Here is a 26,659-nt window from a genome sequence, read left to right as displayed (position 1 = left end):
AAAAAAATAGATGAAATTTAAAGTTGATAAATTAATCATAAGAAGTAAAATTTAGCCGACAAATCGGCTAAATTTTAAAAGCTTCCCTCTCTTTTTTCAAACATCAGATAAGCAACGTAACTTATAGCAAACATCACAAGGCTAGGCACTATCCATCCAAGCATTGCGTCATAAAAAGGCATAGTTTTTACAAACGGAGTTAAAAGCGGTATAGATACGCCTATGATATCAAGCCCGTTTACTAGCCCAACGACAACGCAAGTATAGACGCAAGAGCGATACACAAGCTTGCTTGAGTCGATAATAGGATTAATAAGAGAAAGAATTATCAAGATAATGGCTATAGGATATATCGCTACAAGAACAGGAATGCTGCCTTTTATAATGGTAGTAAGACCGAAATTTGCCACGCCAAAGCCTATTAAACACCACAAAACAACCCAAATTTTATATTTCACTTTGCCGTTTGTAAGCTCCTCAAAATACTCGCTCGCAGAAGTTATAAGCCCAAGAGTAGTAGTTAGGCAGGCTAAGAAAAACGCAGAGCCCAGTATAACGACACCTATCTTACCGAAGTAATAATCGCTGACTTTTGACAAAAGAGCCGCACCGTTTATTTCAGTAGTATCCTTAAATAACTCGGCTGAAGTTGCACCAAGATATCCAAGCATAAGATATATCACCATCAAAATAATTCCCGCCATCATTCCGGCCTTAATCGTAGAAACAACCATATGACGCTCATCGTGAACTCCGTTATCTTTGATAGCGTTAATTACGATGATACCAAAGGCAAGCGAAGCTAAAGCATCCATAGTCTGATAACCCTCCACAAATCCCTTTGATGCGGCGTGATTGGCATACTCTCCCACTGCCGTTCCGAATTCTCCGATAGGGTATAAAAACCCTGCCCCAAAAAGCAAAAGTATAAGTATCAAAAGCAAAGGCGTAAGGTATCTTCCAAGGAGCTTAACAAGCCTTGAAGGATTTAAACATACGTAGTAATTGAGCGCAAAATAAGCCGCCGAATATACAAAGAGCCAAATTTGAAGATTACTAGCCTCTATAAACGGCTTAATCGCTATATCAAAAGGCATATTAGCCGCTCTTGGTATGGCAAAAAGAGGCCCTATCGTAAGATACAAAAGAACTGTAAAAACTATCGCAAAAACAGGATCTATGCGCCTAACTAAATTTTGCAAACCCTTAGCTCTTGCTATGCCTGCAACCCCAAGAACGGGCAAAAGAACCGCAGTAGCGCAAAAAAACATAATAGCTATATAAAAATTCTCTCCCGCATCCTTGCCTAAAGTCGGTGGGAAGATGAAGTTGCCCGCACCAAAAAACATGGCAAAAAGAGTTAATGAGATAACCAAAAACTGATTTTTACTTAATCCGGGTTTCATAAAAACCTCCATTTCAAAAACTTTAACCGTTAATTTTATTTTTATTAAGTTTAAAATAAATTTATTTTGGTGCTATTTTATTAAAATTTATTAAAACTATGTTTCATTTTGAAATAGATAAATAAAATTCGTGTAAATTTTGATTAAACAAATTTAAGAATACAAAAATTCAGATCCGTTATTTTAGTAAATTTTATAAAAGGTTAAGTATAATCGACAAAAAGGATAAAAATGGCTAAAGCAAAAACTATTTTTGAATGTCAAGCGTGTGGGAATCAGCAAAGTAAATGGGTAGGCAAATGCCCTGAATGCGGCTCTTGGGATAGTTTTTTAGAGCTTAGTAAGACTCAGATTAAGGCACTGGATGAAATTTCAAAAACATCAAATTCTCTAGCTCTAGCAAAAGAGATAAAAGATATAAAAATAGAGCAAATTTCACGCATAAGCACTCAGGATAAGGAGCTTGATTTAGTGCTTGGAGGAGGTGTCGTGGAGGGTTCTTTGGTACTAATCGGAGGAAGTCCGGGCACAGGCAAATCAACGCTTCTTTTAAAAATAGCTTCAAATTTAGCTTCTCAAAATAAAAAGACCCTTTACGTAAGCGGCGAAGAGAGCGCAAGTCAGATAAAAATCAGAGCAGATAGGTTAAATGCCGTAAAAGACGGGCTTTTTCTGCTCACTGAAATTTTACTTGAAAACATTATGGCCGAAATCAGAAAAAATGATTACAAGGTACTTGTTATAGACTCGATACAAACACTATACTCCGAAAAGATCGCTTCGGCTCCGGGCTCCGTATCGCAAGTGCGCGAGATAACTTTTGAGCTAATGCGCCTAGCTAAAAACGAAAATATTTGCGTTTTTATCATCGGACACATCACCAAGGACGGTTCCATCGCAGGTCCTAGAATTTTAGAGCATATGGTTGATGTCGTGCTTTATTTTGAAGGCGACGCAAGCAGAGAGCTTAGGATACTAAGAGGGTTTAAAAACCGATTTGGCTCAACTAGCGAAGTCGGGATTTTTGAGATGAGTTCTCAAGGATTAATCAGCGCAAACGATATCTCAAGCAAATTTTTTACTCGAGGAAAAGCGGTTAGCGGCTCGGCGATAACTATCATAATGGAGGGTTCGCGCGCACTAAGCGTTGAAATTCAAGCCTTGGTATGCGAAAGCAGCTATCCTAAACGAAGTAGCACAGGCTATGAAAAAAATCGCCTCGATATGCTTTTAGCGCTACTTGAGCGAAAGCTAGAAATTCCGCTTGGTCATTACGATGTGTTTATAAACGTTTCAGGCGGAGTTAAAGTAAGTGAAACGGCAGCGGATTTGGCGGTAATAGCGGCTATCATAAGCAGCTTTAAAAATCGTCCGATCAGCAAAGAGAGCGTATTTATAGGAGAACTTAGTCTAAACGGCGAAATAAGGGAGGTTTTTAACTTAGATCAACGACTCAAAGAGGCAAAAACACAAAAATTTAAAAACGCCATCATTCCTTCAAAACCGCTTGATAATCAAGGTCTTAAATGCTTCACAACAAGCGATATCACACAGGTTTTAGAGTGGATGTAAAGATATCAACAAAGACTGTAAAACCATTTAGAAATAAAGTTTAGCCGTTGGGTTGATTTTTCATCTCCTCAGCTCTTCTTATAGCGCTTTGCTTTTGTAGATTGTCTTTGTAAATTTTAAAGATATGATCTTCTAAAACAACTATCTGAAAAGTTCCTTCAAAAACTTTTATGTCTTTAGTTCTTCCAACTACTCTTACTTCACGTTTCTTGCTCTCGCCAAAGTGAGCGTGAGCGTCAAATTCTATCATCTCGTTAAGTCTAGTCGGGGCATAGAAGTGAATTTTAGCTCCTATCATCACGCTGTGAGTTTCATTTACGGAAGCAAGCGCCGCATAGCTAGCCGCAGAGAATACAAATCCGCCATGTATAAGCCCTTCACTGTCCGCCACCATTTCGCTGCTAGCGAAAAAATTCGTCTTGGCGTGATTTGGCTCAAGTGCCGTAACTGTTCCGCTTAAATTTAGCTTGATATTTGGAGATGTTTTAAGCTCGTTGCGAAACGGATTTTCATCCTCGGGCAGTATTACGCTTTCTTGCACACTGTCATCAAATATATTTTCACTCATACTTTTCCTTAAATTCCAAGTTTTAGATAGACTCTTTTTGGCGCAGGATACCCTTCGATAGTCAAATTCGGATCGTTTTCATCTAAGAAATTTTCCAAGCTCTGACCCAAAATCCAATCCGTCTTTCTCTGCTCGCTAAAATCCGTATCCTTCGTAGCTAAAATTTCAATATCCTTAAATTTAGCTCTTTCGCACCAGCCCGTTAGCGCATCTATAGTCGGCACAAAATATATATTTGGTATCTTTGAATATGTCTTTTTAGGACTCAGCGCAAATTCGCCGCGCATATCTATATACATCGTATCCAAAAACACCTCGCCGCCTTTATTTAACGAGCCTTTTAGCTCTTTTAGCATTTTTACCGGATCACTTCTATGATAAAGCACTCCCAAGCAAAAAAGCGTGTCAAATTTATGCTCATAATACGGCAAATGCTCAACTCCAAGCAGCTCATAATAAATACTCGAGCGCACAAAACGATTGATAAATTTAAACTGCATAAACGTATTTATGCTAGGGTCAAAACCAATCAATTTTTTCGGCTTAAAAGGTAGCATCTTAAATAGATAATAACCGTTATTGCACCCTATGTCGCCTACGATTTTACCCTCTAAATTCATATGTGGCTTTAAGATGTTAAATTTCACAAAGCTTCGCCACTCAGAGTCGATAAAGATATCATCTATCTTAAACGGACCCTTGCGCCACGAGCGTAAATTTAGCGCCATATCCAAGATATCAACACGCTCGCTTTCATTTAAATTTGTGCGAATTTCTACACAATCGCCGAAATTTAGTTCGCTTTCACGCTCTTTCATATCACAAATTCGCTTCCAAATTTCAGCGTTTGTTTTGCTATGAAGCTCTTTTAAGCGTAAATTTCTGATTTCGTCTAAGTTCATTTTGGCCAATCGACTATATTTTTCGGACAATCCTTGCGGTAAGTGCCCGTCGCATCATAATACTCTTTGCAATCATTATAATAATTCGTAGAAACTCCGCGCTCATTTACGAATAAGCACCCACCAAGCAAAATTCCAGCCGATATCAAAAGCAAAATTTGTCTCATAAGGCTCATCTATTAAAACTTATTTAAAAAATTTGGCGTATTTTTTCTTCATGTATTCAATTACTTCGATGACTTCATCAACACCCTCGGCTTCACTTGTTTCAAGAGCATCTTCAATGCACTCTATATAAGTTTCGGCTGCATCTTGCAAGCACTCTTTTTTCACGCCCGCGTAGTAAAGCATGCCCTCAAGCATGACCGAAAGTTCGTAACTTAACTCGTCTATACTTAGCTCTTCTTCTCTCATTTTTGCTCCTTTTGCATAGTTTTTTTAGTTATAAGATCAACCATCTGCGCTTTGATATTTTCATAATTAAAGCTATCTTTAAACGCAGCAAACAGCCCGCCGCTAGCGTTTACGTGTCCACCGCCATTTACCAGATGCTTTGCCATCGCGCTTACATCAACCTTGCCGTTAGCTCTGAAACTTAGCGTTTTTTTACTCGTAACATCGATGAAAAAATCAATATCATCATTTGCAACCAAAAAATCATTGCCTATCACGGAAGTATTTCCGATATTATAGGTTAAAATTCCTCTAAATTCGTTGTAGTTAATCGTAAATTTTTCTTTGTTTTCGCTTAGTAGCTTCACAACATAGCTTGATATAAGGTTACTTAGCGTGTCGTCTTTGTCCGCTCTAAAAAACTCTTTTTTAAACCCAAACACAGCCTCATCAAGTCCGATGTAGTCGTTTTTGTCGTTAAAAAACCCTCTTGCTCTTGAGATAAGGTAGCTTATATACTCAAAGCTCGCTTGCTCAAACATCACTTTGTTTATCTCTTTTGCATTTGCAACAAGCCCCAAGCAGACCTTACCCATCTCAAAATTTTCATCATCTTTAAGCCATATATCAACGGCATTTACTACATCGCTAAATTTCTTAAGGCTCTCGTCAACTCCGTAAATTCCTGCAAAAAAATCATGCGTTATCTTAGTGGCACACCTTGAGCTATCAAGGAAATACCAGCCAAATTTGCTGGCACACTCCGCTCCGCTTTGGTGATGATCAAGCAAGATCAGCTTGGCGTTTTTACCGTCAAGCGCTTTTTCGAATTCTTCGCATTGAGTAATGGTTAAATTTAAATCCGTTATCAAAACAATCGCTTTTTCGTCATTTAAATTGGCCAAAATTTCACTAAATTTCTCATCGATCTCACGCCCGTAGTTTGAGTTATAAAATTTCACATCTTTAAAATAGTGCGCCGTGATAGTCTGCGCACCGTACCCATCAAGATCGGTGTGAGAGAGGTGGTGTATCGTCATCTTTTTCCTTTATAAATTTTCAATCTCAATCGTGCCAAGCGTTTCAAAAGGCGTATTTGGCGCAACCTCGGCGAAGCTAAGCACCACGATATCTATGCCAAAATTCGTGCAGATATCGGCTATAAATTTTCTAAGACTTGGCTCAACGCAAAGCACCATAGCTCCGTGCTCCGAAAGCGCACGTCTAGTCCTTGCATCCCTGAGGGCTTGAACGATAGCCGAAGTTTGAGCGACATTTATCATCAAATGATAAGCTCCGTCTTTATACTGCACGGCGTCTATTAACTTTTGCTGTGCAGAAGCTTCGATAATATAAAAATTTAGCCTTCCGCTCTCATCTACATACATCGAAGTTATCGCGCGAGCCAAATTTGAGCGCACATGCTCGATAATCATGTCGATATTTTTACTAACCTCGACTATATCACTAAGAGATTCAAGTATACTAAGCATATCTTTTATCGGAATTGAGTCTTTTAAAAGCGCTTTTAAAACCTTTTGTATAAGCCCGATAGGCGCTATTCTAAGCGTATCTTCAACGATAACGGGATACTCTTTTTTAAGCTTGTCAAGTAGGTTTTGCACCTCTTGACGGGTTAAAAGCTCGGCTGAATTTTGCTTGATAAGCTCGCTCATATGCGTTGATATCACGCTTGCAGGATCAACTATCGTATATCCGCTTAAGATAGCGTCTTCCTTCACGCTTGAATCAATCCACAGCGCATCAAGCCCAAATGCAGGCTCTTTAGTAGCGATTCCTTCGATAGTATCGCTAACCAGTCCGCTATCCATGGCTAGAAATTTATCCGCGTAAATTTCACCCTGACCTATCACGATGCCCTTTAGCTTAAAGCGATACTCGTTTGGCGGAAGCTGAAGATTATCTCTTATACGAATTTTTGGCATTAAAAAGCCAAGCTGGGTAGCGATATTACGCCGCATAGCACGAATTCTCTCAATCAGATCGTTATCGGCTAGTTTTAGTAAGCCATAACCAAGATCAAGCTCTAAAATTTCAAGCTTTAATATATCATTTATCTTTGCTTCCTCTTCGCGTGCTATCTCCTCATCACTCTTTTTAGGAATCTTTTGAGCAGCGGCTTGCTGAGCGGTTTGCTCTTGCGTGGCCTGTGTTTTTGAAGCAGGCAAGATAGAAATTTTACCCTCTTGCGTCTGCTTCATAATGTATCCGATACCCAAAAAAAGCAGTCCCATAAAGCCAAGCGAAAGCGTAGGAAGTCCCGGAACCAAAGCAAACATAAACAGTATAAATCCAACAATCAGCAAGGTTTTGTATTCGCCTAAGAGCTGTGTGAGAACTCCCTCTGCGAAATTTTCTTCATCTTTACTAGCTCTGGTTATGATGATAGCGGTTGCGGTTGATGTGATGAGTCCCGGAATTTGACTTACAAGCCCGTCTCCTATGGTAAGTATAGTGTATGTTTGAGCCGCGCTTGCCATGTCCATATCATGTTGAAAAGCGCCGATTAAAAAGCCGCCGATGATATTTATAAGAGTGATGATAATGCCCGCTACGGCGTCGCCCTTTATAAATTTAGACGAACCGTCCATCGCTCCGTAGAAATTCGCTTCGGCGATTATGGATTCGCGCCTTTCGCGCGCTGTTTTTTCATCGATGAGTCCCGCGTTAAGATCGGCATCTATAGCCATCTGCTTGCCGGGCATCGCATCAAGAGTAAAACGAGCCTGCACTTCCGAAACGCGAGTAGAGCCCTTAGTAACGACCATAAAATTTATAAGCACTAAAATAGTAAAAATGATAATACCGATTACGTAGTTGCCGCCTACGACAAACTGTCCGAAGCTTGAAATGATTTCGCTAACCGCGTCAGGACCGTTGTGTCCTTCGCTTAATATCATTCTTGTCGTTGCGATATTTAAAGAAAGCCGAAAGAGCGTAACGATAAGAATTAGCGTCGGAAAGGTGCTAAGGTCGGTAGGTTTTGGTATGTAAACCGAGATTAAAATTATCAAAACAGAGATGGATAGCGAAATCGCAAGGAAAAAATCAAGCACCGCACTTGGAAGTGGAACTATGATAATAGCTAAAATCGCCATTATCACGCCTACGATCGCTAGACCCTTAAGCCTTAATATAGGCTCAATAAACGGCGCAACTAGAGTTAGGATATTACGTTTTTTTTGAGCCAAGGCTACTTCTTAATGATATGTGACAGTTTTATCGTGTCTAAAAAATCATCGATTTGAATTTGAAGAGTGTTAAACGTCGACCAAATTTTACACATAGCGCCTTGATTGCTAGGGCAATCCTCAAGCGACGAAGAGCACTCAAATACTGCCGTTTTGCGCTTTTCCGCGCTTTCAAATATACGCTTAATACTTATATTTTCAGGAACATCGGCCAGCAAAAATCCTCCGTTTGCGCCTTTAAAAGATATCAAAATTTTCTCTCTGGCAAGCCCTTGTAAAATTTTTGCTAAAAAACTTTTTGAAATTCCAAGCTCGTTTGACATCGTATCGACATCCACGGGAGAGTCCTTTTGAGAGATGTATATAAGCGAGAGCAAAGCGTATTCACTGGCTTTTGTAAAAAGCACAAATTCTCCTTTTTTGGTTGTATTTTATAAAAAACTATCTGCAAATTTGATTAAATAGTAATTTTTGAGATATTTTAGCAAATTTTTAAATTTTATGATATAATCGACTTTTTTAATTTCACCAATCAGGAGGTCATTATGGCTTTGGATTCGGCTAAAAAAGCAGAAATAGTTGCGAAATTCGCTAGAAAAGAAAACGACACAGGTTCGCCTGAGGTTCAAATAGCGCTCTTAAGCGCGAGAATTGCTGAGCTTACAGAGCACTTAAAAGTATTTAAGAAAGATTTTTCTTCAAGACTTGGTCTTTTAAAACTAGTCGGTCGCAGAAAACGTCTTTTAAAATATCTTAAAAACAAAGACTATACAGCGTATTCAAAACTTATAGCTGAGCTTAACTTAAGAGATAAATAATTAATAAGCCCTTTTTAAAGGGCTTATCTTGCTTCAATTTAAAAATTACAAAATATCAAATTCAAATAACACGAGCAAAACTTAATTTCAAAGATAAATTGGTCGTAATATTGTATTATTTTACAAATAATCTCTACAAATGAGGACGCTTAATTGTTCGGATATATTAGATTTATACTGGCTTATATGGTACTTCTTTCTCACATGAATTATAAATTTTTAGGATACAATATCGGAGTATTTGCAGTTGTGTTTTTCTATATCTTAGCAGGGCTTGTTACATCCAAAGTATTTATCAAAATAGCGCCAAAAGATTCTCAGATTAGTTATTTTATCAAAGACAGATTTTTGCGCATATACCCTACATATCTATTTGCACTTTTAATTACGATTTTATTTTTTTGCGCAACCAAATATCTTGAGCCAAATTTTAGCTTTAAAAATTTATTTTATCACTTAAGTATTATCCCGTTAAATTATTTTTTCTGGCTTGATGTGCAAGTCTTTAATGCTCCTATAGGATTAAATTTCCTAATTCCTCCTGCATGGTCGCTAGGGGCGGAGCTTCAAGCATACTGCCTGCTTGTGATAGCAATTAAATTTAAAAGACTTGGGTTTATGCTAGCCTTTATATCTTTCATTGTTTTTTGCGTAGCAAATTTAGGCTATATAAACTCCGATATCTATGGCTATAGAACCGTTTGCGGCGTATTTTTTATATTTTACACGGGTTTTTTAATATACCAAAGAAAATATAAGACTTTGGCACTTTTTTATATTGGTATAATTTTACTGTTTACATTTTTGATTTATAAAAACAGATTTGGAATTTTTAGTATCGAGATCATTATTGGATACTTGCTTGGAGTTTTACTTGTGCTAACTCATGAAAAATTCAAATTCAAACTCAAATTTAATGAAATTTTAGGTTCACTTTCATACTCGCTTTTCATATCTCATTTTCTGTTTATTTGGATCAGTGAATATGTTTTTAATATACAAAATTTATATTTTATCACGCTTGGATCAATTGTGTTTGGACTTATAAACTACTATTTATTAGAAAACAGAGTAAATAAAACAAGATTTCACAATAGATAAAAAATTTAAGTCATTTTTTAAATAATTTATCCTATATTCCGTGTAAAATAATTTTACATAAATCCATTTTACCAAATATACCGCTATATTTTATACAAACAAGATTGTTTGTATAAAATATCTTTTTAATTATCATTATTGTAATTTTAATATTTCTTAAAAAATATCTAGTTGGCAAAACAGGGTATCAATCTTAAAAGCAAGCTTAATATGATTGTTACTCAAATGATTTATCTGATTTTATCGTATAAATTATGTAAAACTTAACTCGCTACCATCCAAATACTATATAATTCATAGTTAAAAACAAATCAAAATTATTAAATTTAGTAAAATACTATTTATCAATAAAAATAGTTGTAGCCAAGTATCGTTTGTTAATTCAAATAAATTTTTCAAATCTTAAAGCGATGATTTGTTTTATTCTCAGCAATCTTAATTACTTTGTCAAGTAATCTACATATAAAATATTTGCATAATTTGATAAATATATAATCAAATCTGAATACAACTTAGAAAACTGATTATATTTAATCCTAGTAAAAATAATAACCGCAACAAATCAAAGTGTGATATGGATTATTCTAATTATTAGATAAGCTAAAATTTCAAGAAGTTTTATTTGTGTATTTCACTTTTATAATATCTATATTGTAAATAATAAAATTTTAGATAGAAAATAAAAAGCCTCTCCATAAAGGAGAGGCTTAAAAGATCAAACTCTATAAGTTGTATTTTGATTAACCGATAGAGATAAGACCGTCAGCTGTGCCTGCAAGAGCTTGAAGTCCTGCTTTAGCATTTGTAAGACCGCCTGATTCCATAGTTCCTACAAGCTCAACTACAGTATCTAGGTGTCCATCTTGGAATACAAATATGCTGTCCGCATCTGTATATTTACCATCGCCGTTTCTATCGTAAGCGAAAGCCACGGTTTGGTTGCTTCCGTCAAAGAATTTAGCTAGGTAAGCTAAAGCGTCGGCTAGATTTTTCTCGTTGATTATCATAGCCTTACTTGCGGCATCATATTTACCGGCTGTTAATGTATTGTTAAGAGTTCCGTCGGTGGCAACTCCACTTGTACCAGCATTAACATAATTGCCTTCAGTTCCTGGATTGCCAACATCACCATTATCAACACTAAAGAATGTGATAAAGTTTGTAGCTGATTGAGCGTGAGCTTTTATCTTACCGGCATCGGCACCATTTATTACAGTATTTGCAGCATTTGCAGTAAGAGCCGTAAAGCCGTTATCAAGATCAAGCGCATCTCTGCCCGCTGTTCCTGCTTCACTAGCATCAGCTAAAATTGTAGCTGCAGTTGCGGTAGTTACGTCAAATCCATAAACTACGTCATGGCTTCCTGCAAGAGAGTCGCCGTCGGCTATTTTAACATTATCTACATATTTGTCTTGTACGGTTTTTTCTCCTTGATCATCTGTATCACCATCACTATTAAGATCCACTGGCAATTCTTTATTCTTCGTGTTTTGCATTACAAATACGTCGGCATCTTTACCGCCTATGAATAGGTCGCTCTTATCTCCGCCGACTGCAGCATCGTTACCGTCTCCACCGTTAAATTTAACCGCATTGCCGTTACCGAACTCTATAAATACATCATTTCCGCCATTACCGTTAACTACAAATTTGGTTGCAGTTCCCGTAACTTTACTAATGAATAGATTAGCATTAGCATCGCCTGTTCCCGTAGCGCTTGCATTAGTTAATTCTGTCGCTCTAGCGCCGTCAAGAACGGTTCCTTCAGCTTTTAGAGTAGAACCCTCCCATTGAACTTTAAGTTCTGAGCCCTTGCCTACAGCTATCCATTGGTCAACATCTACTGTATCATCGCCATCTATATCAAGCTCAATTGCAGCTGCACCAAATTCTTTTGTAACTGCCGTAGTAGCCTTAGTAGCATCAAGAGCTGTTCCTTTGTTGTCAACAAAGCTATCATAACCTTCGCCTAGAACTATGGTATCGTTACCGTCTTTTGCCTCAACTTTATCATCACCGTTTCCTACGGTTACTACGTTGTCGCCTCTATCGGCTTTAACAACGTTATGTCCGTTGCCTGTGGTTATAGTGTCTGATTGAGCAGAACCTTCGATTTCATTATCACCTTTTCCTGCTGCGATATTGATAAGTTTACCGGCTGAGTTAAGAGCGCTAAATACGTTATCTCCATCGCCTAGTTTAACTTCCGCATTGTCTCCAAGAGCTATAACATTAGCTTTAAAGTCTCCAAGAACTTTGGTAGCATCTACAAGAGTAATGCCTCTGTTTTGAGCATCCGCCGTAACTGTTTGAAGATCAAGGTTTCCTTTAGCGTTTGCAACCAAAGTCTTGATATCTTTACCGTAGATGTTGTGGATAAGAGTTTCAGAACCTTTTTTATCTTCGTCACCAACATTTATAGTGATATTTTTTGAACCGTGAACCGTGATTTGTCCAACTTCATAATTTGTAGCACCATCTTTAACACTGTCAAGACTTGCATTGATATTAATTGCAAGATCCTCGGCTTTGTTGTCTCTAAGAGTAACTCCGTTGAATTTTTGAGTCTTATCTTCATCTACAAACGGATCAGCTTCTGTTCCAGCTTGATCAGCACTATCAAGGTCACCGAAGAAGTTAAGTTCTTTTAAGTTAGAGTTTTTAAATGTAATTATATCAGTTACATCTACGTCCGCAGTGATGTTAAACGGCTCAGGAGTAAGTTTTGACTTATCCGCGCTAGGTTGTCCATCAACTGCCTTATCAGACATAATGATAACTTTCTCAACATTAGCCTTAGCCACGTCAAGCTCAACATTTTTAGTAGCTACTAAGTGAAGCTCTTCTATGCCATCAAGTGTAAGAGCGCTATCTTTACTAAATGCTGCTCTAACCACATCATGCCCGCCTGCATCAGTAAGAACGTCTTTTGCATCAAATCCATCAAGTTTAGAGAATGTAAGAATATCGTCACCTTTACCTAGCTTAATAGTTTGACCTATATCTGCAGGTTGATCTTGAACACTTAGTCTAAGATCACTTAGTTGCATACTTGCGTCTAAAGTTTTAGCGAAGATGTCGCCATCAACTGTGTAAGTAAGTTTTTCAGTGCCGCCTTTTAGGGTTATAGTTCCGATATGGTCAGAGACATCTAAAGCTCCTACTTTATGAGTAGCCATAAATTTAACTACGTTATCTTCAGTATCTGAGTCAATAACGGTTATGTTTTCAACTTTTTGATCTTTTTTCATACCGTCAGCGTTAATCTCGTAGTTGAAAATTTTCTCTGTATTGTTCGCATTTACAACTTCTACCGTAACAGTGTCATCTTTACCGCTAGCGTCTTTTAGATTAACTTCTAAATTTACGTCTTTGATAGCGCCTAGTTTCTTTTGGTTTTCATAAGCCTCGGTAGTGCCTGTAGTAGCAGAGTGCTCTATAACAATCTTGCCTTCTTTAGCAAATTTTTCTGTAACATTGTCAAGTTTAAATTTGGCAATTACAGTTTCATCTAGTGGAGTTAATGGATCATCTCCGACATTTGCGGCTTGAGTTTCATCGCGAACAACTACCGTATTTAACGCATCGTCAAAAGAATCAAAATCAACTTTTTGACTTCCTTTTGCCGCACCCTGTGTTCTTAGCTCCAAAACTTCTAAATTTGTAATTTTCTCACCGTCATTAGGAATGTCGGCAGAAATTAAAACAAATTTATCATTTCCGGCGCCGGTATTTAGTTTAGTGTTTTTACCCGGTGATTTTGTTGAGTAGAATACATCGTCGTTTCCACTTCCTATTATATCAACAGGGATATCTTTACCTGAGCTAAATGGATTTGTTTTAGGATTGATAACTTCTGATATATCAAGAGTTAATTTGCCGTTAAATCCTGATGCATCAAGTTTTGTAAGACCAGTAGAGCCTGCCGCAACTATACCACCAGCTTCAACTTTAGTGAATTCAGGTTGGTTGGCATCATTTATTTTAAGGTTAGCTATTTGAAGTTTTCCACTTCCTTTGATAGTAAGCTCTTGCAGTTGATTTACAACAAGCTTATCTATATCAACATTGCTCTTAGATGTTAGATCTAGTTTTTCATAGCCTTCCGGAGTTGCCGATTGGCTATCAATAATAACATCTTTGGCTAAAACTTGATTAAGTTCTAAAAGACCTTTATCTGCTGTTCCTGCCAGTACTCCTTCTTTAAACTGGAAGTTAATATTAGCAGTTTCTTTAGCAGCATTAGCTACTCTCATACCTTCAAGCTTTGTTCCTATGTTAAGAACTTTAACATTATCACTTGCGTTTAAAGTTACTTGATCAACATTAACTTTAGTTAAACTGTCAGCATATCTTAAGTCAAGTTTGTTTACATCGCCTGTTACTTTAGCATTAAGATACTGAATGTTTTTAAGAACCGGAGTTCTTGCGTCGCCTGTTCCTTCATTAGCATTTTGCATACCCAATGTAACGTTTAATGTATTGTCTGTTCTACCGGCAGTACCTGTCAATACGTCTTCATCTTGAAGAGAAAGAATTCTGTCTGTTCCTGCAGGATTGTATGTCATAGGAGCGTTAAACACGTTTGCAGTGGCTGTATCAGTATGGTTAGTAAGAGTGAAAGTCTCTCCCGGAGTTGCCGGAGTAGAAACCCAATCAGTGCTTGTATCTGCAGCAGCATCTGGTATAGTATCTACGAAAGCTTTAGCCGTAGCAATTGTAGCAGGATCATGAGTAACTTTACTTAATGCATCAACAAATGGTTTAAGATCAGCTGCTGAAGCCGATGCTACATTTTGTACTTTGCCAGCTGTATAGTCAGAAATAGCCACTTTATTGTTAAATAAATCTTGTGCTTGACCAGCATTTTTAGGATCTACAGCAGCCTTAAGAAGCTCAGAAGCTATAAAGCCACGAGAATTTCCAGCATTTAATGCATCAACCCAGAATTTAATACCTGCAGCATCCTCTGCAACAGTTTTATTTAGGGTATTTTTATAGATGTGCTCTATAAATTTTTGGTTGTCATCCATAGATGTGCCAAAATATGTCTTAGCAGCAGCAGTGTCTAGCATCATTTGCGCTGCAACCGCCATGTCTGACTGTGCTTGCCAGTATTTGTTTCCCGAACCTTCAGATGCTCTACCGAATAGAGTAACATAAAGTTGAGAAACTTGTGTTTGTGTTAAAGCCATAAGGACTCCTTATAAAATAAAATTTGGTAGTTGTAAAGACCATGTCTAGTAGAACCAACCGAGATAGGGTAATCGCAGATGAGCCTACTAGATTTGCTCTCTGTGCTACCTACTATCGATAGTACTTTTACAAATACTTAAGAGCTATTATAACACAAAAATTTATAAAATAGTTTAATTTTGAATTAAAAGTAACGTAAATTCAATATAAAGTATCAAAAATTTAATATATTTTTTAATTACTTTGGCACTTTTTAATTTAATATTAAGAATAAAGTATTAGAATTGCGTTTCTAGAAAGTATTTTTAATTTTAAATAAGGAAGATTGAAGCAAATATGGGAAGAAAACCAAGAGAGATATCATCAGGACTAGTTCTAATAAAACAGAGCGGTGATTTTTGCCAAAATGATGATGAAATAAAGATATATAAAACAAAACTTTTAGATATAGCGGATCGCTACGATACTAAAATTTACGGATACTATATAGGAAAAAACAATATAATACTATATATAGAAAGTAAAGACATAGTTAAATTTATGCAAATTTTAAATAGCTCTTTTGTAAGAGAGAGAAATAAAAATAGAGAGAATAAAGACGAAAACGGAAAGATATATAGATACAGTGTAACATTGGTTGGAGATAACGAAAAAGACGATATAGCTAAATTTATAGAGCAAAACGGCGGAACGATTTTTGTAAAAAGTAGCAAAAGCATAAGTATAGATAAAAAACATAATATAAAAAATATCAAAAAAAGGAAGAACGTGAATATAGTAGCTTTAAACTCACAAGAGCACAAAGACTTAAAATATCTAGGAGGAGATATACCAAATACTCCAGTAGCTAAAATAACAGTAGCAGAGATGAAAAAATGCGCTGAAAATTTCTGCATAGTATTTACAAACGAAGTAGTGCCTACCATGGTAGTTCTTTTAGGACAAACTGATAATGTTATGATAGATGAAAATTTCAAAGGATATGTGCCAGCTAGCCTTAAAAACTATCCGTTTTTATTGGGTAATGCTGACGGTAAAAAAGTTCTTTGCGTAGATATGGACTCAAACCAATTAACAAAGAGCAGCGAGGGTGAAATTTTATTTGACCAAGAAGAAAATAGAAGCGAATTTTTAAAAAGAGTTATATCCTCACTTAAAAACTATGATGCGGATTTTGCAAGAACGCAAAGCATGATGCAAGAGCTTAAAAAATCACGTATATTAGTTGAAAAAGAGCTAAATTTAAAAGTAGCAGATGAAGAGTATGTGCTTATAAAAGGATTTTGCATAGTAAGTAAAGCTAAATTAAACGAACTGGATGATAAAACTCTTGCGATGTTTGTAAGAAACGGATATATGGATCTTATCAATATCCATTTAAGCAGCCTTTCAAATTTTCAAACTCTTGCTACAAGGATACTTGAAAAATGAAAGATAAAAAAGAAAATGAACTAAAAAGCATACTTTTAAAATCAAAAAAGTGCCTTATATATGCGGGCATCTTTAGTATGTTTGTAAATATCTTGATGCTTACGCCGCCTTTGTATATGCTTCAGCTTTACGGGCGCGTAGTTACATCAAGAAGCCTTGATACACTTACTATGATTACGCTTATAGTGGTGTTTTTATTTGTTACGATGGGTGCATTTGAGATATTAAGATCAAGAGTGCTGATAATCTTTGCAAATCAGATAGATAGAAATTTGTCGGGCAGAATTTATGACGCTATATTTAAGCTAGCTGCAAAAAATCCGTCAAAGACTACATCACAGGCAATGAGAGATCTAAACACTATCAAGCAATATCTAAGCGCAAATGGAGTATTTGCATTCCTTGATGCACCTTGGATGCCTATATATATTGGCATACTTTTTTTGTTCCATCCTATGTATGGCTGGTTTAGTATATTTGCGGCAATTTGTCTTTTTATACTAGCGCTTCTTAACGAAAAGGCTACCAAGGATGGCCTTAAAAACTCAAATGATAGCTATTCTAAAGAGATGAGATTTGTAGATCTTAACCTAAGAAATTCAGAGACCATACAAGCTATGGGTATGAATAAAAATTTAAGAAAAATTTGGGAAGCCAAACACGACGAGTTTTTAAATTCTCACTCGGAAGCCAGTGCAATGGCCGGAATTTATGCAAACATCAGTAAAACAGCACGCGTAACATTCCAGTCCTTGATGCTGGGTCTTGGTGCCTATCTGGTTGTAAAAAATGAACTAACTCCGGGCATGATGATAGCAGGTTCTATCATCATGGGTAGAGCCCTTGCTCCACTTGATATACTAATAGCCAGCTGGAAAAACTATAAAGGAGCAAAAGAAAGCTATGAAAGGCTGGATAAATTCTTAACCGAATTTCCGGCAGAAAGCAACAAAACAAGACTTCCTGATCCGAGCGGATATATAGAATGTCAAGGTATCTCGGTGCTTCCTCCTAACTCAAAAAATCTCTCTTTGATAGATGTAAGCTTTGGCCTAAATGCAGGAGATATGTGTGCCATCATAGGACCAAGCGCTGCAGGAAAAAGCTCATTAGCGCGCGCCGTGCTTGGTGTATGGCCTTTGTTTAAAGGCACTGTAAGGATAGACGGAGCCGATATAAATCACTACGACAGTGATCATCTTGGAGAATTCGTAGGATACTTGCCTCAAGATATAGAGCTGTTTGAAGGAACGGTTGCTGAAAATATAGCAAGATTCGGCGAGCTTGACTCAGAAGAGATAATAAAAGCGGCAAAAATGGCAAACGTCCATGAGATGATACTAAATTTACCGGATGGATATGATACCAGACTAATAGGCGGAGGCTCGGGACTAAGTGGTGGACAAAGACAAAGAATCGCCCTTGCAAGAGCTTTTTATAAATCTCCAAAGATAATAGTACTGGATGAACCAAACGCTAGCTTGGATGAAGCCGGAGAAAGAGCGCTTCAGCAATCGCTTCTAAATATGAAAGGAAAGTCTACGATAATACTCATAACTCACAAGCTAAATATACTGGGTATAGTTGATAAGATAGCGGTACTTGCCGGCGGCAAGCTAGCGTATTTTGGCGCAAGAGATGCGGTCTTAAGGGAGCTTACCAAAAATCAAGCCCAAGTTAGACAAGAGGCAAAACCTGAATCCATAGAGGAGAGCAAATGATACTATCTGACGAAAGAGGAACGATTAGAGCGGGATTAGTCTTTATATTTTTGCTTGTCGTGGTTTTTGGTGGCTGGGCCGCACTTGCTCCGCTTAAAAATGCTGCCGTTGCAGTAGGCAAGGTAAGCGTGGTCAACGATAAAAAGGTAGTACAGCACCTAGAGGGTGGCGTGATAGATAAAATTCACGTTAAAGACGGAGACAAGGTAAAAGCAGGAGATGTGCTAATAGAGATAAAAAACGCAAGACTTCAAGCCGAACTTGAGATAGCCCAGAGTGAATTTTTGCAAAATAGCGTGGTAGAAGCCAGGCTAATAGCTCAAAGAGATGATGAAAAGGAGATAAAATTTAGCGATGAAGTAAGAGGCATGAAGGGGTTTGAAGAGGCTGCAAAAGGTCAAGTAAGCATATTTAAAGAGCAAAAAAAGTTGCTTGAAGACGAAAAAGAAATTTTAAATCAGCGCATAACTCAACTTCGTAAGCAGATCGATAGCTTAAATGCTATTATCGCTTCAAGAAAGCTAAGATCAAATTCTCTTGAAGAGGAGATAAAAGAGTGGGAGAGGCTTTATAAAGAGCAATTAAGTGACAAGATAAGGCTAAGGGATTCTAAACGCGAAAAAGTTGCGGTTGATGGCGAAATCGCTTCAAGCGTCGCAGATATCGCAAGGCTAAATGTGCAGATAACCGAGACAAAATCTCAAATCATTTTAAGAGAGAGGACATTCAAGGAAGACGTATTAAAAAAGCTTGAAGACGTTAAAAAAGTTATAACCGATCTTAGATCAAGATATATCGCACTTAACGATCAGCTAGACAGAACCATGATAAAAGCGCCAATCGGCGGTACCGTAGTAGGGATGACAGCTCATACTGTAGGCGGAGTTGTCAGATCAGGAGAGGTCATAATGAATATAGTGCCTGATAGCAGCGAATATCTAGTGGATGCAAAGATGAATTTGACAGATGTAGACAAGGTTACGATAGGATTGATTGCGGACGTAAGATTTAGCGCATTTGAACTCCAGCAAGCTCATGTAATAGAGGGCGAAGTGATATATATCTCTGCTGATAGCTTGCAAGATAATCAAGGGCATCAGTTTTACGAGATAAAGATAAAGCTTACCGAAGATGGCATAAAAGAGCTTGAAAGAAATAAATTCTTTTTAATCCCCGGTATGCCGGCAGAAGTAATGGTAAGAACGGGTGATAGAACTGTCTTAAGCTATATCTTAAACCCATTTACGAATATGTTCCAAAGGGCTTTCAATGAAGATTAAAATTTTAGCCTTTTTAGGTTTGCCTGCACTAATTTTAGCAGAAAGCATAAGTCTCTCACAGGCATACCATATGGCGCTTGAAAACGATCAGGAGTATAGATATTATATATATACGAATTTAGCTACGGCAGAGAAGTATAAACAAAGCGTTTCGCAACTATTTCCTACCGTGTCCGCAGATGCAAGCTATAGAGGAGACAAGTATGATAGATACAAAAAAGAGGTTGATGAAAGCTATAGAAGCTATGGAGTTACACTTAGACAGCAAATTTTTCAACCCTCTTTATACTATCAAAAAGATCAAGAAGCTTTAAGAAAAGAAGAAAGCAGGCTAAATTTAGAATTAAACAGGCAAGAGCTTGCCAAACGTGTTGCAAAAGCTTATTTTGATCTTGTTTATACAAGCGAGAATTTAAAACTAGCTCAAAGCTACAACGAGGCGAATAAAGCAAGACTTGAGCAGATGGAAAAATCTTTATCCTTGGGTCTTACGAACAAAATGGATATGCTTGAATCAAAGGTAAGATATGACGAGTCTATACTTGGAGTAAGTAAGGCTCAAAGAGACATAGATATAGCAAGAATCGCCCTTAATAAACTAATAGGAAAAGATGTAGAAGTAAAAAATCATCTTGCAAATTTGGATATAAATTTCTTTAAAAATATCGCTGTGGCTAAATTTAACGACACAAACAAAAACATACAATATCAGCAAAGCCTAATAGGAACCCAGATAGCTGAAAAAGAGTACTCGAAGAGAAAGAGCGAACATCTTCCGACGGTTGATTTTTCTATAGGATACTCAAAAAACGACTATATAGATAATAAAAATTTTGGAGACAAAGAAAACCGTGTGGAAACAATGATAAGGCTTAGTATCCCTATCTTTTCAAGCGGTCTTACGACATATAGGGCTCAAGAAGCCGAATTGCTACGACAAGCAAGCATCGCAAGACAAAACGATATCCAAAAGAGCGTTGATATCTCGCAAAGACAAAAGATAAGCGACTTTCAAAACTACATACAAGAGTATGATATAGTCTTGCAATCTCTTGAAAATGCTAAAATTTACGAACTTTCCATCGAAAGAGGATATCAAGAAGGCTTGAAAAATATAGTTGATTTGCTTGATGCCAAAGCAAGAGTACACAAGATCAGAAATGACGCTCTTACAACCGCTTATAACGTGGTGTCCTCATATCTTGAACTTGAAGGCTTAGTAAATAATATCACCTCTGAAAGCATGAATAATCTGGAAAATGCTTTCAAATAGAATTTTTCAGGCTTAAAAACAGATCGGAGTGCGCCTTAGCGGATTTTGCCCAAGTAAATTGCTTACAAAATTCTAATCCGCACTCCGCAAGCATTATTTGCTCATTTTTATCGTTTAATAAGTCACTCAATTTTAATTTCAAATCCAATTCATTTAACGTGTCAAAAAAGATTGCCTTAGAGTCATAAATTTCTCTAAAAACTTCTATATCAGAAAGTATCACCGGACATCCGCAAGCCATCGCTTCAAGCGGAGGGATACCGAATCCTTCATAAACGGAAGGATAGACAAAAACGGTTGCGGCACTATAAAGAGTGGCTAAACTCTCATCATCTATATAACCTAGAAATTTGATATTTTTATTTTGTTTTATAAGTCCGTGAATATCGGAATTTTGCCAGCCTTTAGCGCCTACTATAACCAAATCAAACTTATCTTGCAGGCTTTTATCCAAAATATTATACGCCTTAATAAGTGTTTTTAAATTTTTTCTAGGCTCGATTGAACCGACAAACAAAATAAACTCTTTTTTTAAATCAAGCTCATCTTTTAAGCTTGTTTGAGCAATTTTATCTCTTTTATAAAATACGTTTTCATCATAGCCGTTATATATAACCTCTACATCCTTGCTATCTATTTCAAGAGTAGCAACTATCTCTTTTTTAATAAAATTTGAAACAGTTATGATTTTATCGGCTTTTGAAATATTTTTCACAAAAAATTTATCAAAAAATTCAATTCTATCTTTTGGATGAAACTCTTTATGCTTGATAAAAGCAAGATCATGTATGGTAACTACTATAAATTTTGCATTTACGTCAAGCGGTATAAAATTTGGCTGAAAATATATATCAAATTTGTATTCTTTTAGTCTATATTCGTTTAATTTTTTTAGCACGACTCTTGTGATGGTCTTAAACCATGTCGGAAAAAAAATAAAAATAGCTTTTAAGGCTCTTGTAATTTTTTTTCTATATAAATCTTTTACAGACAAAGCATCTTGCTTCTTAGGCAAAATGATCTCTTGCGATATAAAACCGTAATTAAAATAAGCATCAAATTTATCCTTATCAAGACCTCTTGAAACCTCATAAGCATATCTTCCTACACCGGACAAAGAAGAAAGTAGTGACTTTGTATCAACTAAAATTTTAGCTTTCATACATCCACTTTAAAATCTCTTTTATATCGCTTTTACAAATATTTATACCAAGCTCTTTTAGCCTTGAAATATCGGCCAGCAAAATTTCAGCCTCATCGCTTCTTATAAATTTTGGATTTTGAAGGATATTAATGTTATGTCCTGAAATTTCTTGCATAAACCTTACTATGTCGCCCACGCCATATCCGACTCCAGAACCTATGTTAAAAATTTTATGCTCGCTTTTTGCATGAAGCAGTTTTTCATAAATTTTAACCACATCCAAAACGCTATTATACTCCCGCTTGGGAGTTAAATTTCCTAATTCGATAGTAGATTTTTTTTCTTTAAAATGAGATACTATTTTAGGTATCAAAAAGCTTATAGCTTGCCCTACTCCCGTATAGTTAAATGGACGGGTGATAATGATATCAAGGCTACTTTTTAGAGCCGTTTGCTCCATTTTAAATTTGCTCTTTGCATAAGCCGAAAGTGGATTTGGCTCTAAATTTTCAGATAAAATTTCACTACTTTGCGCCCCATAAACAGAAGCCGAACTTACCAAGATCACTCTTTTTGGTTTTTTTTCAAGCATCTCTAAACACTCAAGCAAATTCTCGCTTCCGCCAACATTCACTTTATCTATGAGATCCGGATCACTTGGAGCAAAGGATATTGCGGCGAGATGTATAACAAATTCAGGATTTGTATGATTAAGAGCTATCTTTATGCTCTCTTTATTACATATATCACAATACACAAAACCTTCTTTTTGTTTTTTTATTGAGGCTTTAATGACTTCATATCCTGATTTTTCCAGATAGTGTGATAAATAAAAACCTGTAAAACCATCGGCTCCCGTAATAAAAACTTTAGAACTCAAAACCGCTCTCGATCTTTTTAATATCCGCTTTTACCATCATTTTGCAAAGCTCTTCAAGTGAAGTTTGCGCCTCCCATCCAAGCTCATTTTTAGCCTTTGTTGCATCGCCTATTAGAAGATCAACTTCAGCAGGTCTATAAAATTCAGGGTTTACTCTTACCAGCACGTTGCCACTCTTGTCAAGCCCAATTTCACTCTCGCCCTCGCCTTCAAATTTAAGCTCTATGTCAAGCGCTTTAAATGCAAGCGATACAAAGTCCCTTACAGTAGTAGTCTTGCCTGTTGCAAGCACAAAAGTATCAGGCGTATGATGCTGTAAAATTTTATACATTCCTTGAACATATTCATAAGCATATCCCCAGTCGCGCTTAGCATCAAGATTTCCAAGCTCTAATACATTAGCCTTTTTTAACGCTATTTTAGCGGCAGTGTTTGTAATCTTTCTTGTTACAAATTCAAGTCCTCTAAGAGGGCTTTCGTGGTTAAATAAAATTCCACTGCTTCCAAATATACCGTAGCTTTCCCTATAATTTACCGTTATAAAATGTCCGTAAAGCTTCGCAACTCCATAAGGAGAGCGCGGATAAAACGGAGTATTCTCTCTTTGTGGAACCTCTTGAACCAAACCAAACATCTCAGATGTGCTTGCTTGGTAAAATTTAATATCTTTATCTACTATTCTTATGGCTTCAAGCAAATTTAATACTCCAAGAGCGGTTACATTTGCCGTATGAAAAGGCTCTTTAAAGCTTACTCCTACAAAGCTTTGAGCGGCCAAATTGTAAATTTCATGAGGACGAATTTCTGAAACTACGCTTATAATATTAAAAGCGTCTGTTAAATCCATCTCGATAATTTTCAAATTTGGATTTTCAAGCACTCCAAGCTCTTCAAGTCTCCACAAATTTAAACTAGCCGTTCTCCTACATGTACCATAAACCAAGTATCCAAGCTCTAGCAGATACTTTGCAAGATACGCACCGTCTTGTCCGGTTACACCCGTAATCAAAGCTTTTTTCATTAAAAATCTCCTGTTAAAATTTTATATGCCTGCATAGCACTTTCCTGCCACGAAACAAGTTCAACTCTATCTGATCTAATATGCCTTGACTCCTTAAAATCCTCCAACCATTTGGCTATTATGCCAGCCAAATGCTCATCGCTTGAGAAAAATGTAGCAGAGCCATTTGAAACTTCTTTAAAGACATCAAGATCTCTTGCTATTATAGGAATTTTATGCATCGCCGCTTCAACAAGTGGCAAGCCAAAACCCTCGGCTCTACTTGCGGCTATTAGGCAACTTGAGTTTTTATAAATTTCATCAAGCATCTCATCACTTACAAAATTTAGATAAATTAGCTTATTGTCTTTTTCGTGATGATTTAGCACCATGCTTTTCAAAGAATCGACCATCCAACCCATCTTGCCAACAATAACTAAATTTATATCATAACCTTTTTGCCATAGCATATCAAAAGCTTTAATTCCGGCATCATGCCCCTTTCTTGGCTCAAGTGTGCCTACCATCAAAAATGTAGGCTTTGATGATATCTTTCTTAGAATTTCTTTCGATTTAACATCAAGTCCTAGCGCAGGCAAAGATGATTTAATATCACATCCAAGCTTCATGCTTTTGATTATAGGCGGCATATTTAAATTATTTTCTTTTATATACTTTTTAACTTCTCCCGCCACACTTTCTGATATGCAAATAAGTCCATCTGCAAAGCTTGTTATCTCTCTTAACCACAAAACATGGTCTTTGTGTATTTCTGGCGGAAAGAAATAAGGATGAGATATAGGAATATTATCATACACAACAAAAAATACTCTTGCCCCCTTGGCTTTAAATTCTTTATAAATGCCATTTTTATGTGCATTAACAGAGTTTGCCGGTATATAATCAAGCCCATAAAATATATCGCCTTCATGAATATCTATGATCTCATTTTTACAATTTAACTCTTTTAAGCCGTAAATTTTCTTCATGAAGTCTCTTGCGTAAAAATAAGAAGAGTGTTTTTCATCATAATAGACAGGCTCAACTCTATAATCTTTAGTGACTTGTAAAAGCATAAGAAGTTGAGCTCTAACCACTCTTTGAATACCTGTTTTTAAGTCATGAGTATATACTGCCGTAATGTCAATAAAAATTGTTTTTTGTCTAAAAAGAGGTTTTTTAACTGACGATATGGCCTTTGAAAGCATTATCAAATCACTGTTTGAATCTTTAAAATCTTTAATCATCTCTTTTAAAATAGGCTTTTTTGCATAAATTTGCTCCACAGTCTCATAATACATTTTGGCACAAATTTGAGGATTGTGAACTTTATCAAGATACTCTTTTGAGTTGCTTGCAAGCTCTTCTCTTAAAGCACGGTCGGTATAAATTTTATTAATTGCTTCAGTAAGCTCATCTATACTAAACTTTTCTTCTATAAAATATGCGCTATCTCTTGGAAGATCTCTCATGGAACCGTGATTATTTATAATTGTAGGCAAAGAGTAGTTAAAACAATCAAGAACAGCAGCAGAGCTCTCTCCTCTAGAGTCGCTTCTTAACTGTATAGCCAAATCAGTAGCATTTAAATAATCTTTGTAGCTCTCGTTGTCGCTCCAGCCTACAAATTTAACATTTTCTTGTATTGAATTTTCAGCTACACTGTTTTTTATCATATCCATATAATGATCGCTCGTACTTTGACCAACTATAAGCAATAAAGAGTTATCTTTAACTATTGTATCTAATTTTGAAAATGCTCTTACAATCTCTAAAGTAAGCTTTGTAGAGCCTATATACCCAAAAGTTGAGATGATAAATTTATGCTGAGGTAAATTTAGCCTTTTTTTGCTCTCGTTTTTTTCAATACATTTAGCAGGTTTTCTTAATAAAGGAATAAATGAAAAAAAATCATCGCTAGGTCCATAAAGCGAATCAAAAATCCTCTTTGGCTCATTAGAGTGAGTTATTATGCCAAGAGAATTGTCGATAAGCATTAAATTAGCAGGATAATTTAGTATAGTTTGACCCAGCCCACTCTCTTTTAAAAAATCAAAAATTTTAAATCCGTGTGAGTAATAAAGCTCGTCATAAAATAAGTGTGTATACCGCAGATCCCCAGAATAATAAAGCTGAGACATATAAAAATCATGAAAAACAACAACACCTTCAAACTTTTTTATGATCTCATACATATAAAGATGATAGGATGAACCGCCTATTTGATAGATGATACGATCGAATCTATCTGCATTTTTTAAGAAATAGCCAACTTCTTGTACATTATATATTTTTTTTAAATCTTCTCTTATATTCGATAACTTTTCAACAATTATAGTTATTTGATAATAGTTGACAAGCTCTTCTAGCAACTCTTCACTATAAAGACTTACTCCTGTTTTTTCATTTGGGATTGGAGAAAAAAATGCAAGCATAGGCTTAATATTTAATTCTCTTTCAGTGTTTAGTATTATATCTTCTTGGATTTTTTTGTCTATAAATTCATCATATGAAACAATTGAAATCGAATTTGTATTTTTTAAAAAATATCTTTTTAACTTGTTTATTTCATTGATATCGCTTATATGCAATGTTGGTTCAAATATATACAATTTAAATTTTTTTAGTTTTTTTCTCAAATTTGAAGTATCGACATCTTTATTTGAACATATTAAAAACTCTATATCACTACTACTAAAATCTTGAAATTTTGACATGTCTATATCATTTTTAAAGCCTAGATCAATCAAGATAGACTGCAT

At 36.2% G+C, this 26,659-nt stretch carries 20 protein-coding genes; 7 read left to right on the top strand and 13 right to left on the bottom strand.

Features of this window, described 5'->3' with window-relative positions; translation table 11 throughout:
- Positions 1 to 74: 74 nt before the first annotated feature.
- Entirely contained in the window at positions 75 to 1,406 is a 1,332-nt protein-coding gene (gene brnQ / locus CDOM15925_RS08450; protein ID WP_169942977.1) for a branched-chain amino acid transport system II carrier protein, read from the bottom strand.
- Positions 1,407 to 1,637: 231 nt separating this feature from the next.
- On the opposite strand from brnQ, the gene radA reads away from it, so the two are divergent.
- Positions 1,638 to 2,978, top strand: a complete 1,341-nt coding sequence (gene radA, locus CDOM15925_RS08445) for a DNA repair protein RadA (RefSeq protein ID WP_169942976.1) — start codon at positions 1,638 to 1,640, stop codon at positions 2,976 to 2,978.
- A gap of 40 nt (positions 2,979 to 3,018) precedes the next feature.
- Here radA and CDOM15925_RS08440 read toward each other — a convergent pair whose 3' ends face one another.
- The 7 genes from CDOM15925_RS08440 to CDOM15925_RS08410 are packed head-to-tail and all read right to left on the bottom strand — an operon-like array spanning position 3,019 to position 8,460.
- Entirely contained in the window at positions 3,019 to 3,546 is a 528-nt protein-coding gene (locus tag CDOM15925_RS08440) for a PaaI family thioesterase (protein ID WP_169942975.1), read from the bottom strand.
- Between the two features lie 8 nt (positions 3,547 to 3,554).
- Positions 3,555 to 4,448 carry a tRNA 5-methoxyuridine(34)/uridine 5-oxyacetic acid(34) synthase CmoB gene (cmoB, locus tag CDOM15925_RS08435; protein WP_169942974.1) on the bottom strand — a complete coding sequence of 298 codons (894 nt, stop codon included), beginning with the start codon at positions 4,446 to 4,448 and terminating at the stop codon, positions 3,555 to 3,557.
- Positions 4,445 to 4,615, bottom strand: coding sequence for a hypothetical protein (locus tag CDOM15925_RS08430; RefSeq protein ID WP_249934722.1), 171 nt, complete (start codon positions 4,613 to 4,615; stop codon positions 4,445 to 4,447). The genes cmoB and CDOM15925_RS08430 overlap by 4 nt, the downstream gene beginning before the upstream one ends.
- A gap of 19 nt (positions 4,616 to 4,634) precedes the next feature.
- Complete coding sequence (locus CDOM15925_RS08425) at positions 4,635 to 4,862, bottom strand: hypothetical protein (protein WP_169942972.1); 228 nt, start codon at positions 4,860 to 4,862, stop codon at positions 4,635 to 4,637.
- Complete coding sequence (locus CDOM15925_RS08420; protein WP_169942971.1) at positions 4,859 to 5,881, bottom strand: DHH family phosphoesterase; 1,023 nt, start codon at positions 5,879 to 5,881, stop codon at positions 4,859 to 4,861. The genes CDOM15925_RS08425 and CDOM15925_RS08420 overlap by 4 nt, the downstream gene beginning before the upstream one ends.
- A 9-nt stretch (positions 5,882 to 5,890) precedes the next feature.
- Positions 5,891 to 8,053 carry a flagellar biosynthesis protein FlhA gene (flhA, locus tag CDOM15925_RS08415; protein ID WP_169942970.1) on the bottom strand — a complete coding sequence of 721 codons (2,163 nt, stop codon included), beginning with the start codon at positions 8,051 to 8,053 and terminating at the stop codon, positions 5,891 to 5,893.
- 2 nt (positions 8,054 to 8,055) lie between these two features.
- The gene (locus CDOM15925_RS08410; protein WP_169942969.1) at positions 8,056 to 8,460 is read right to left on the bottom strand and encodes an RrF2 family transcriptional regulator; all 405 of its coding nucleotides are present in this window, start codon (positions 8,458 to 8,460) and stop codon (positions 8,056 to 8,058) included.
- Between the two features lie 138 nt (positions 8,461 to 8,598).
- On the opposite strand from CDOM15925_RS08410, the gene rpsO reads away from it, so the two are divergent.
- On the top strand, positions 8,599 to 8,871 hold the full coding sequence (rpsO, locus tag CDOM15925_RS08405; protein WP_169942968.1) for a 30S ribosomal protein S15: 273 nt from the start codon (positions 8,599 to 8,601) through the stop codon (positions 8,869 to 8,871).
- A gap of 153 nt (positions 8,872 to 9,024) precedes the next feature.
- Positions 9,025 to 9,972: an acyltransferase family protein gene (locus CDOM15925_RS08400; RefSeq protein WP_169942967.1), complete on the top strand. Its 948-nt coding sequence runs from the start codon at positions 9,025 to 9,027 to the stop codon at positions 9,970 to 9,972.
- A 740-nt stretch (positions 9,973 to 10,712) separates the two neighbouring features.
- On the opposite strand, the gene CDOM15925_RS08395 is transcribed toward CDOM15925_RS08400, so the two are convergent.
- Complete coding sequence (locus tag CDOM15925_RS08395; protein ID WP_169942966.1) at positions 10,713 to 15,167, bottom strand: DUF4214 domain-containing protein; 4,455 nt, start codon at positions 15,165 to 15,167, stop codon at positions 10,713 to 10,715.
- Positions 15,168 to 15,504: 337 nt separating this feature from the next.
- Between CDOM15925_RS08395 and CDOM15925_RS08390 the strand changes: the two genes are divergently transcribed.
- The 4 genes from CDOM15925_RS08390 to CDOM15925_RS08375 are packed head-to-tail and all read left to right on the top strand — an operon-like array spanning position 15,505 to position 20,873.
- Complete coding sequence (locus CDOM15925_RS08390; RefSeq protein ID WP_169942965.1) at positions 15,505 to 16,599, top strand: SapC family protein; 1,095 nt, start codon at positions 15,505 to 15,507, stop codon at positions 16,597 to 16,599.
- Positions 16,596 to 18,320, top strand: coding sequence for a type I secretion system permease/ATPase (locus tag CDOM15925_RS08385; RefSeq protein WP_169942964.1), 1,725 nt, complete (start codon positions 16,596 to 16,598; stop codon positions 18,318 to 18,320). Before CDOM15925_RS08390 ends, CDOM15925_RS08385 begins: the two co-directional genes overlap by 4 nt.
- The gene (locus CDOM15925_RS08380; RefSeq protein WP_169942963.1) at positions 18,317 to 19,600 is read left to right on the top strand and encodes an HlyD family type I secretion periplasmic adaptor subunit; all 1,284 of its coding nucleotides are present in this window, start codon (positions 18,317 to 18,319) and stop codon (positions 19,598 to 19,600) included. Before CDOM15925_RS08385 ends, CDOM15925_RS08380 begins: the two co-directional genes overlap by 4 nt.
- Complete coding sequence (locus CDOM15925_RS08375; protein WP_169942962.1) at positions 19,590 to 20,873, top strand: TolC family protein; 1,284 nt, start codon at positions 19,590 to 19,592, stop codon at positions 20,871 to 20,873. Before CDOM15925_RS08380 ends, CDOM15925_RS08375 begins: the two co-directional genes overlap by 11 nt.
- On the opposite strand, the gene CDOM15925_RS08370 is transcribed toward CDOM15925_RS08375, so the two are convergent.
- The 4 genes from CDOM15925_RS08370 to CDOM15925_RS08355 are packed head-to-tail and all read right to left on the bottom strand — an operon-like array spanning position 20,866 to position 26,659.
- Positions 20,866 to 22,035: a glycosyltransferase family 4 protein gene (locus tag CDOM15925_RS08370; protein ID WP_169942961.1), complete on the bottom strand. Its 1,170-nt coding sequence runs from the start codon at positions 22,033 to 22,035 to the stop codon at positions 20,866 to 20,868. The genes CDOM15925_RS08375 and CDOM15925_RS08370 overlap by 8 nt on opposite strands.
- Positions 22,025 to 22,897, bottom strand: a complete 873-nt coding sequence (locus tag CDOM15925_RS08365; protein WP_169942960.1) for an NAD-dependent epimerase/dehydratase family protein — start codon at positions 22,895 to 22,897, stop codon at positions 22,025 to 22,027. The genes CDOM15925_RS08370 and CDOM15925_RS08365 overlap by 11 nt, the downstream gene beginning before the upstream one ends.
- The gene (gmd, locus tag CDOM15925_RS08360; RefSeq protein WP_169942959.1) at positions 22,887 to 23,918 is read right to left on the bottom strand and encodes a GDP-mannose 4,6-dehydratase; all 1,032 of its coding nucleotides are present in this window, start codon (positions 23,916 to 23,918) and stop codon (positions 22,887 to 22,889) included. The genes CDOM15925_RS08365 and gmd overlap by 11 nt, the downstream gene beginning before the upstream one ends.
- Entirely contained in the window at positions 23,918 to 26,659 is a 2,742-nt protein-coding gene (locus tag CDOM15925_RS08355; RefSeq protein ID WP_169942958.1) for a glycosyltransferase, read from the bottom strand. Before CDOM15925_RS08355 ends, gmd begins: the two co-directional genes overlap by 1 nt.

It is taken from the genome of Campylobacter sp. RM15925 (assembly GCF_012978775.1).
GTDB classification, from domain to species: domain Bacteria; phylum Campylobacterota; class Campylobacteria; order Campylobacterales; family Campylobacteraceae; genus Campylobacter_A; species Campylobacter_A canis.
Note: the sequence above shows the minus strand (reverse complement) of the source record. Positions and strands in the feature narration are given on the sequence as shown.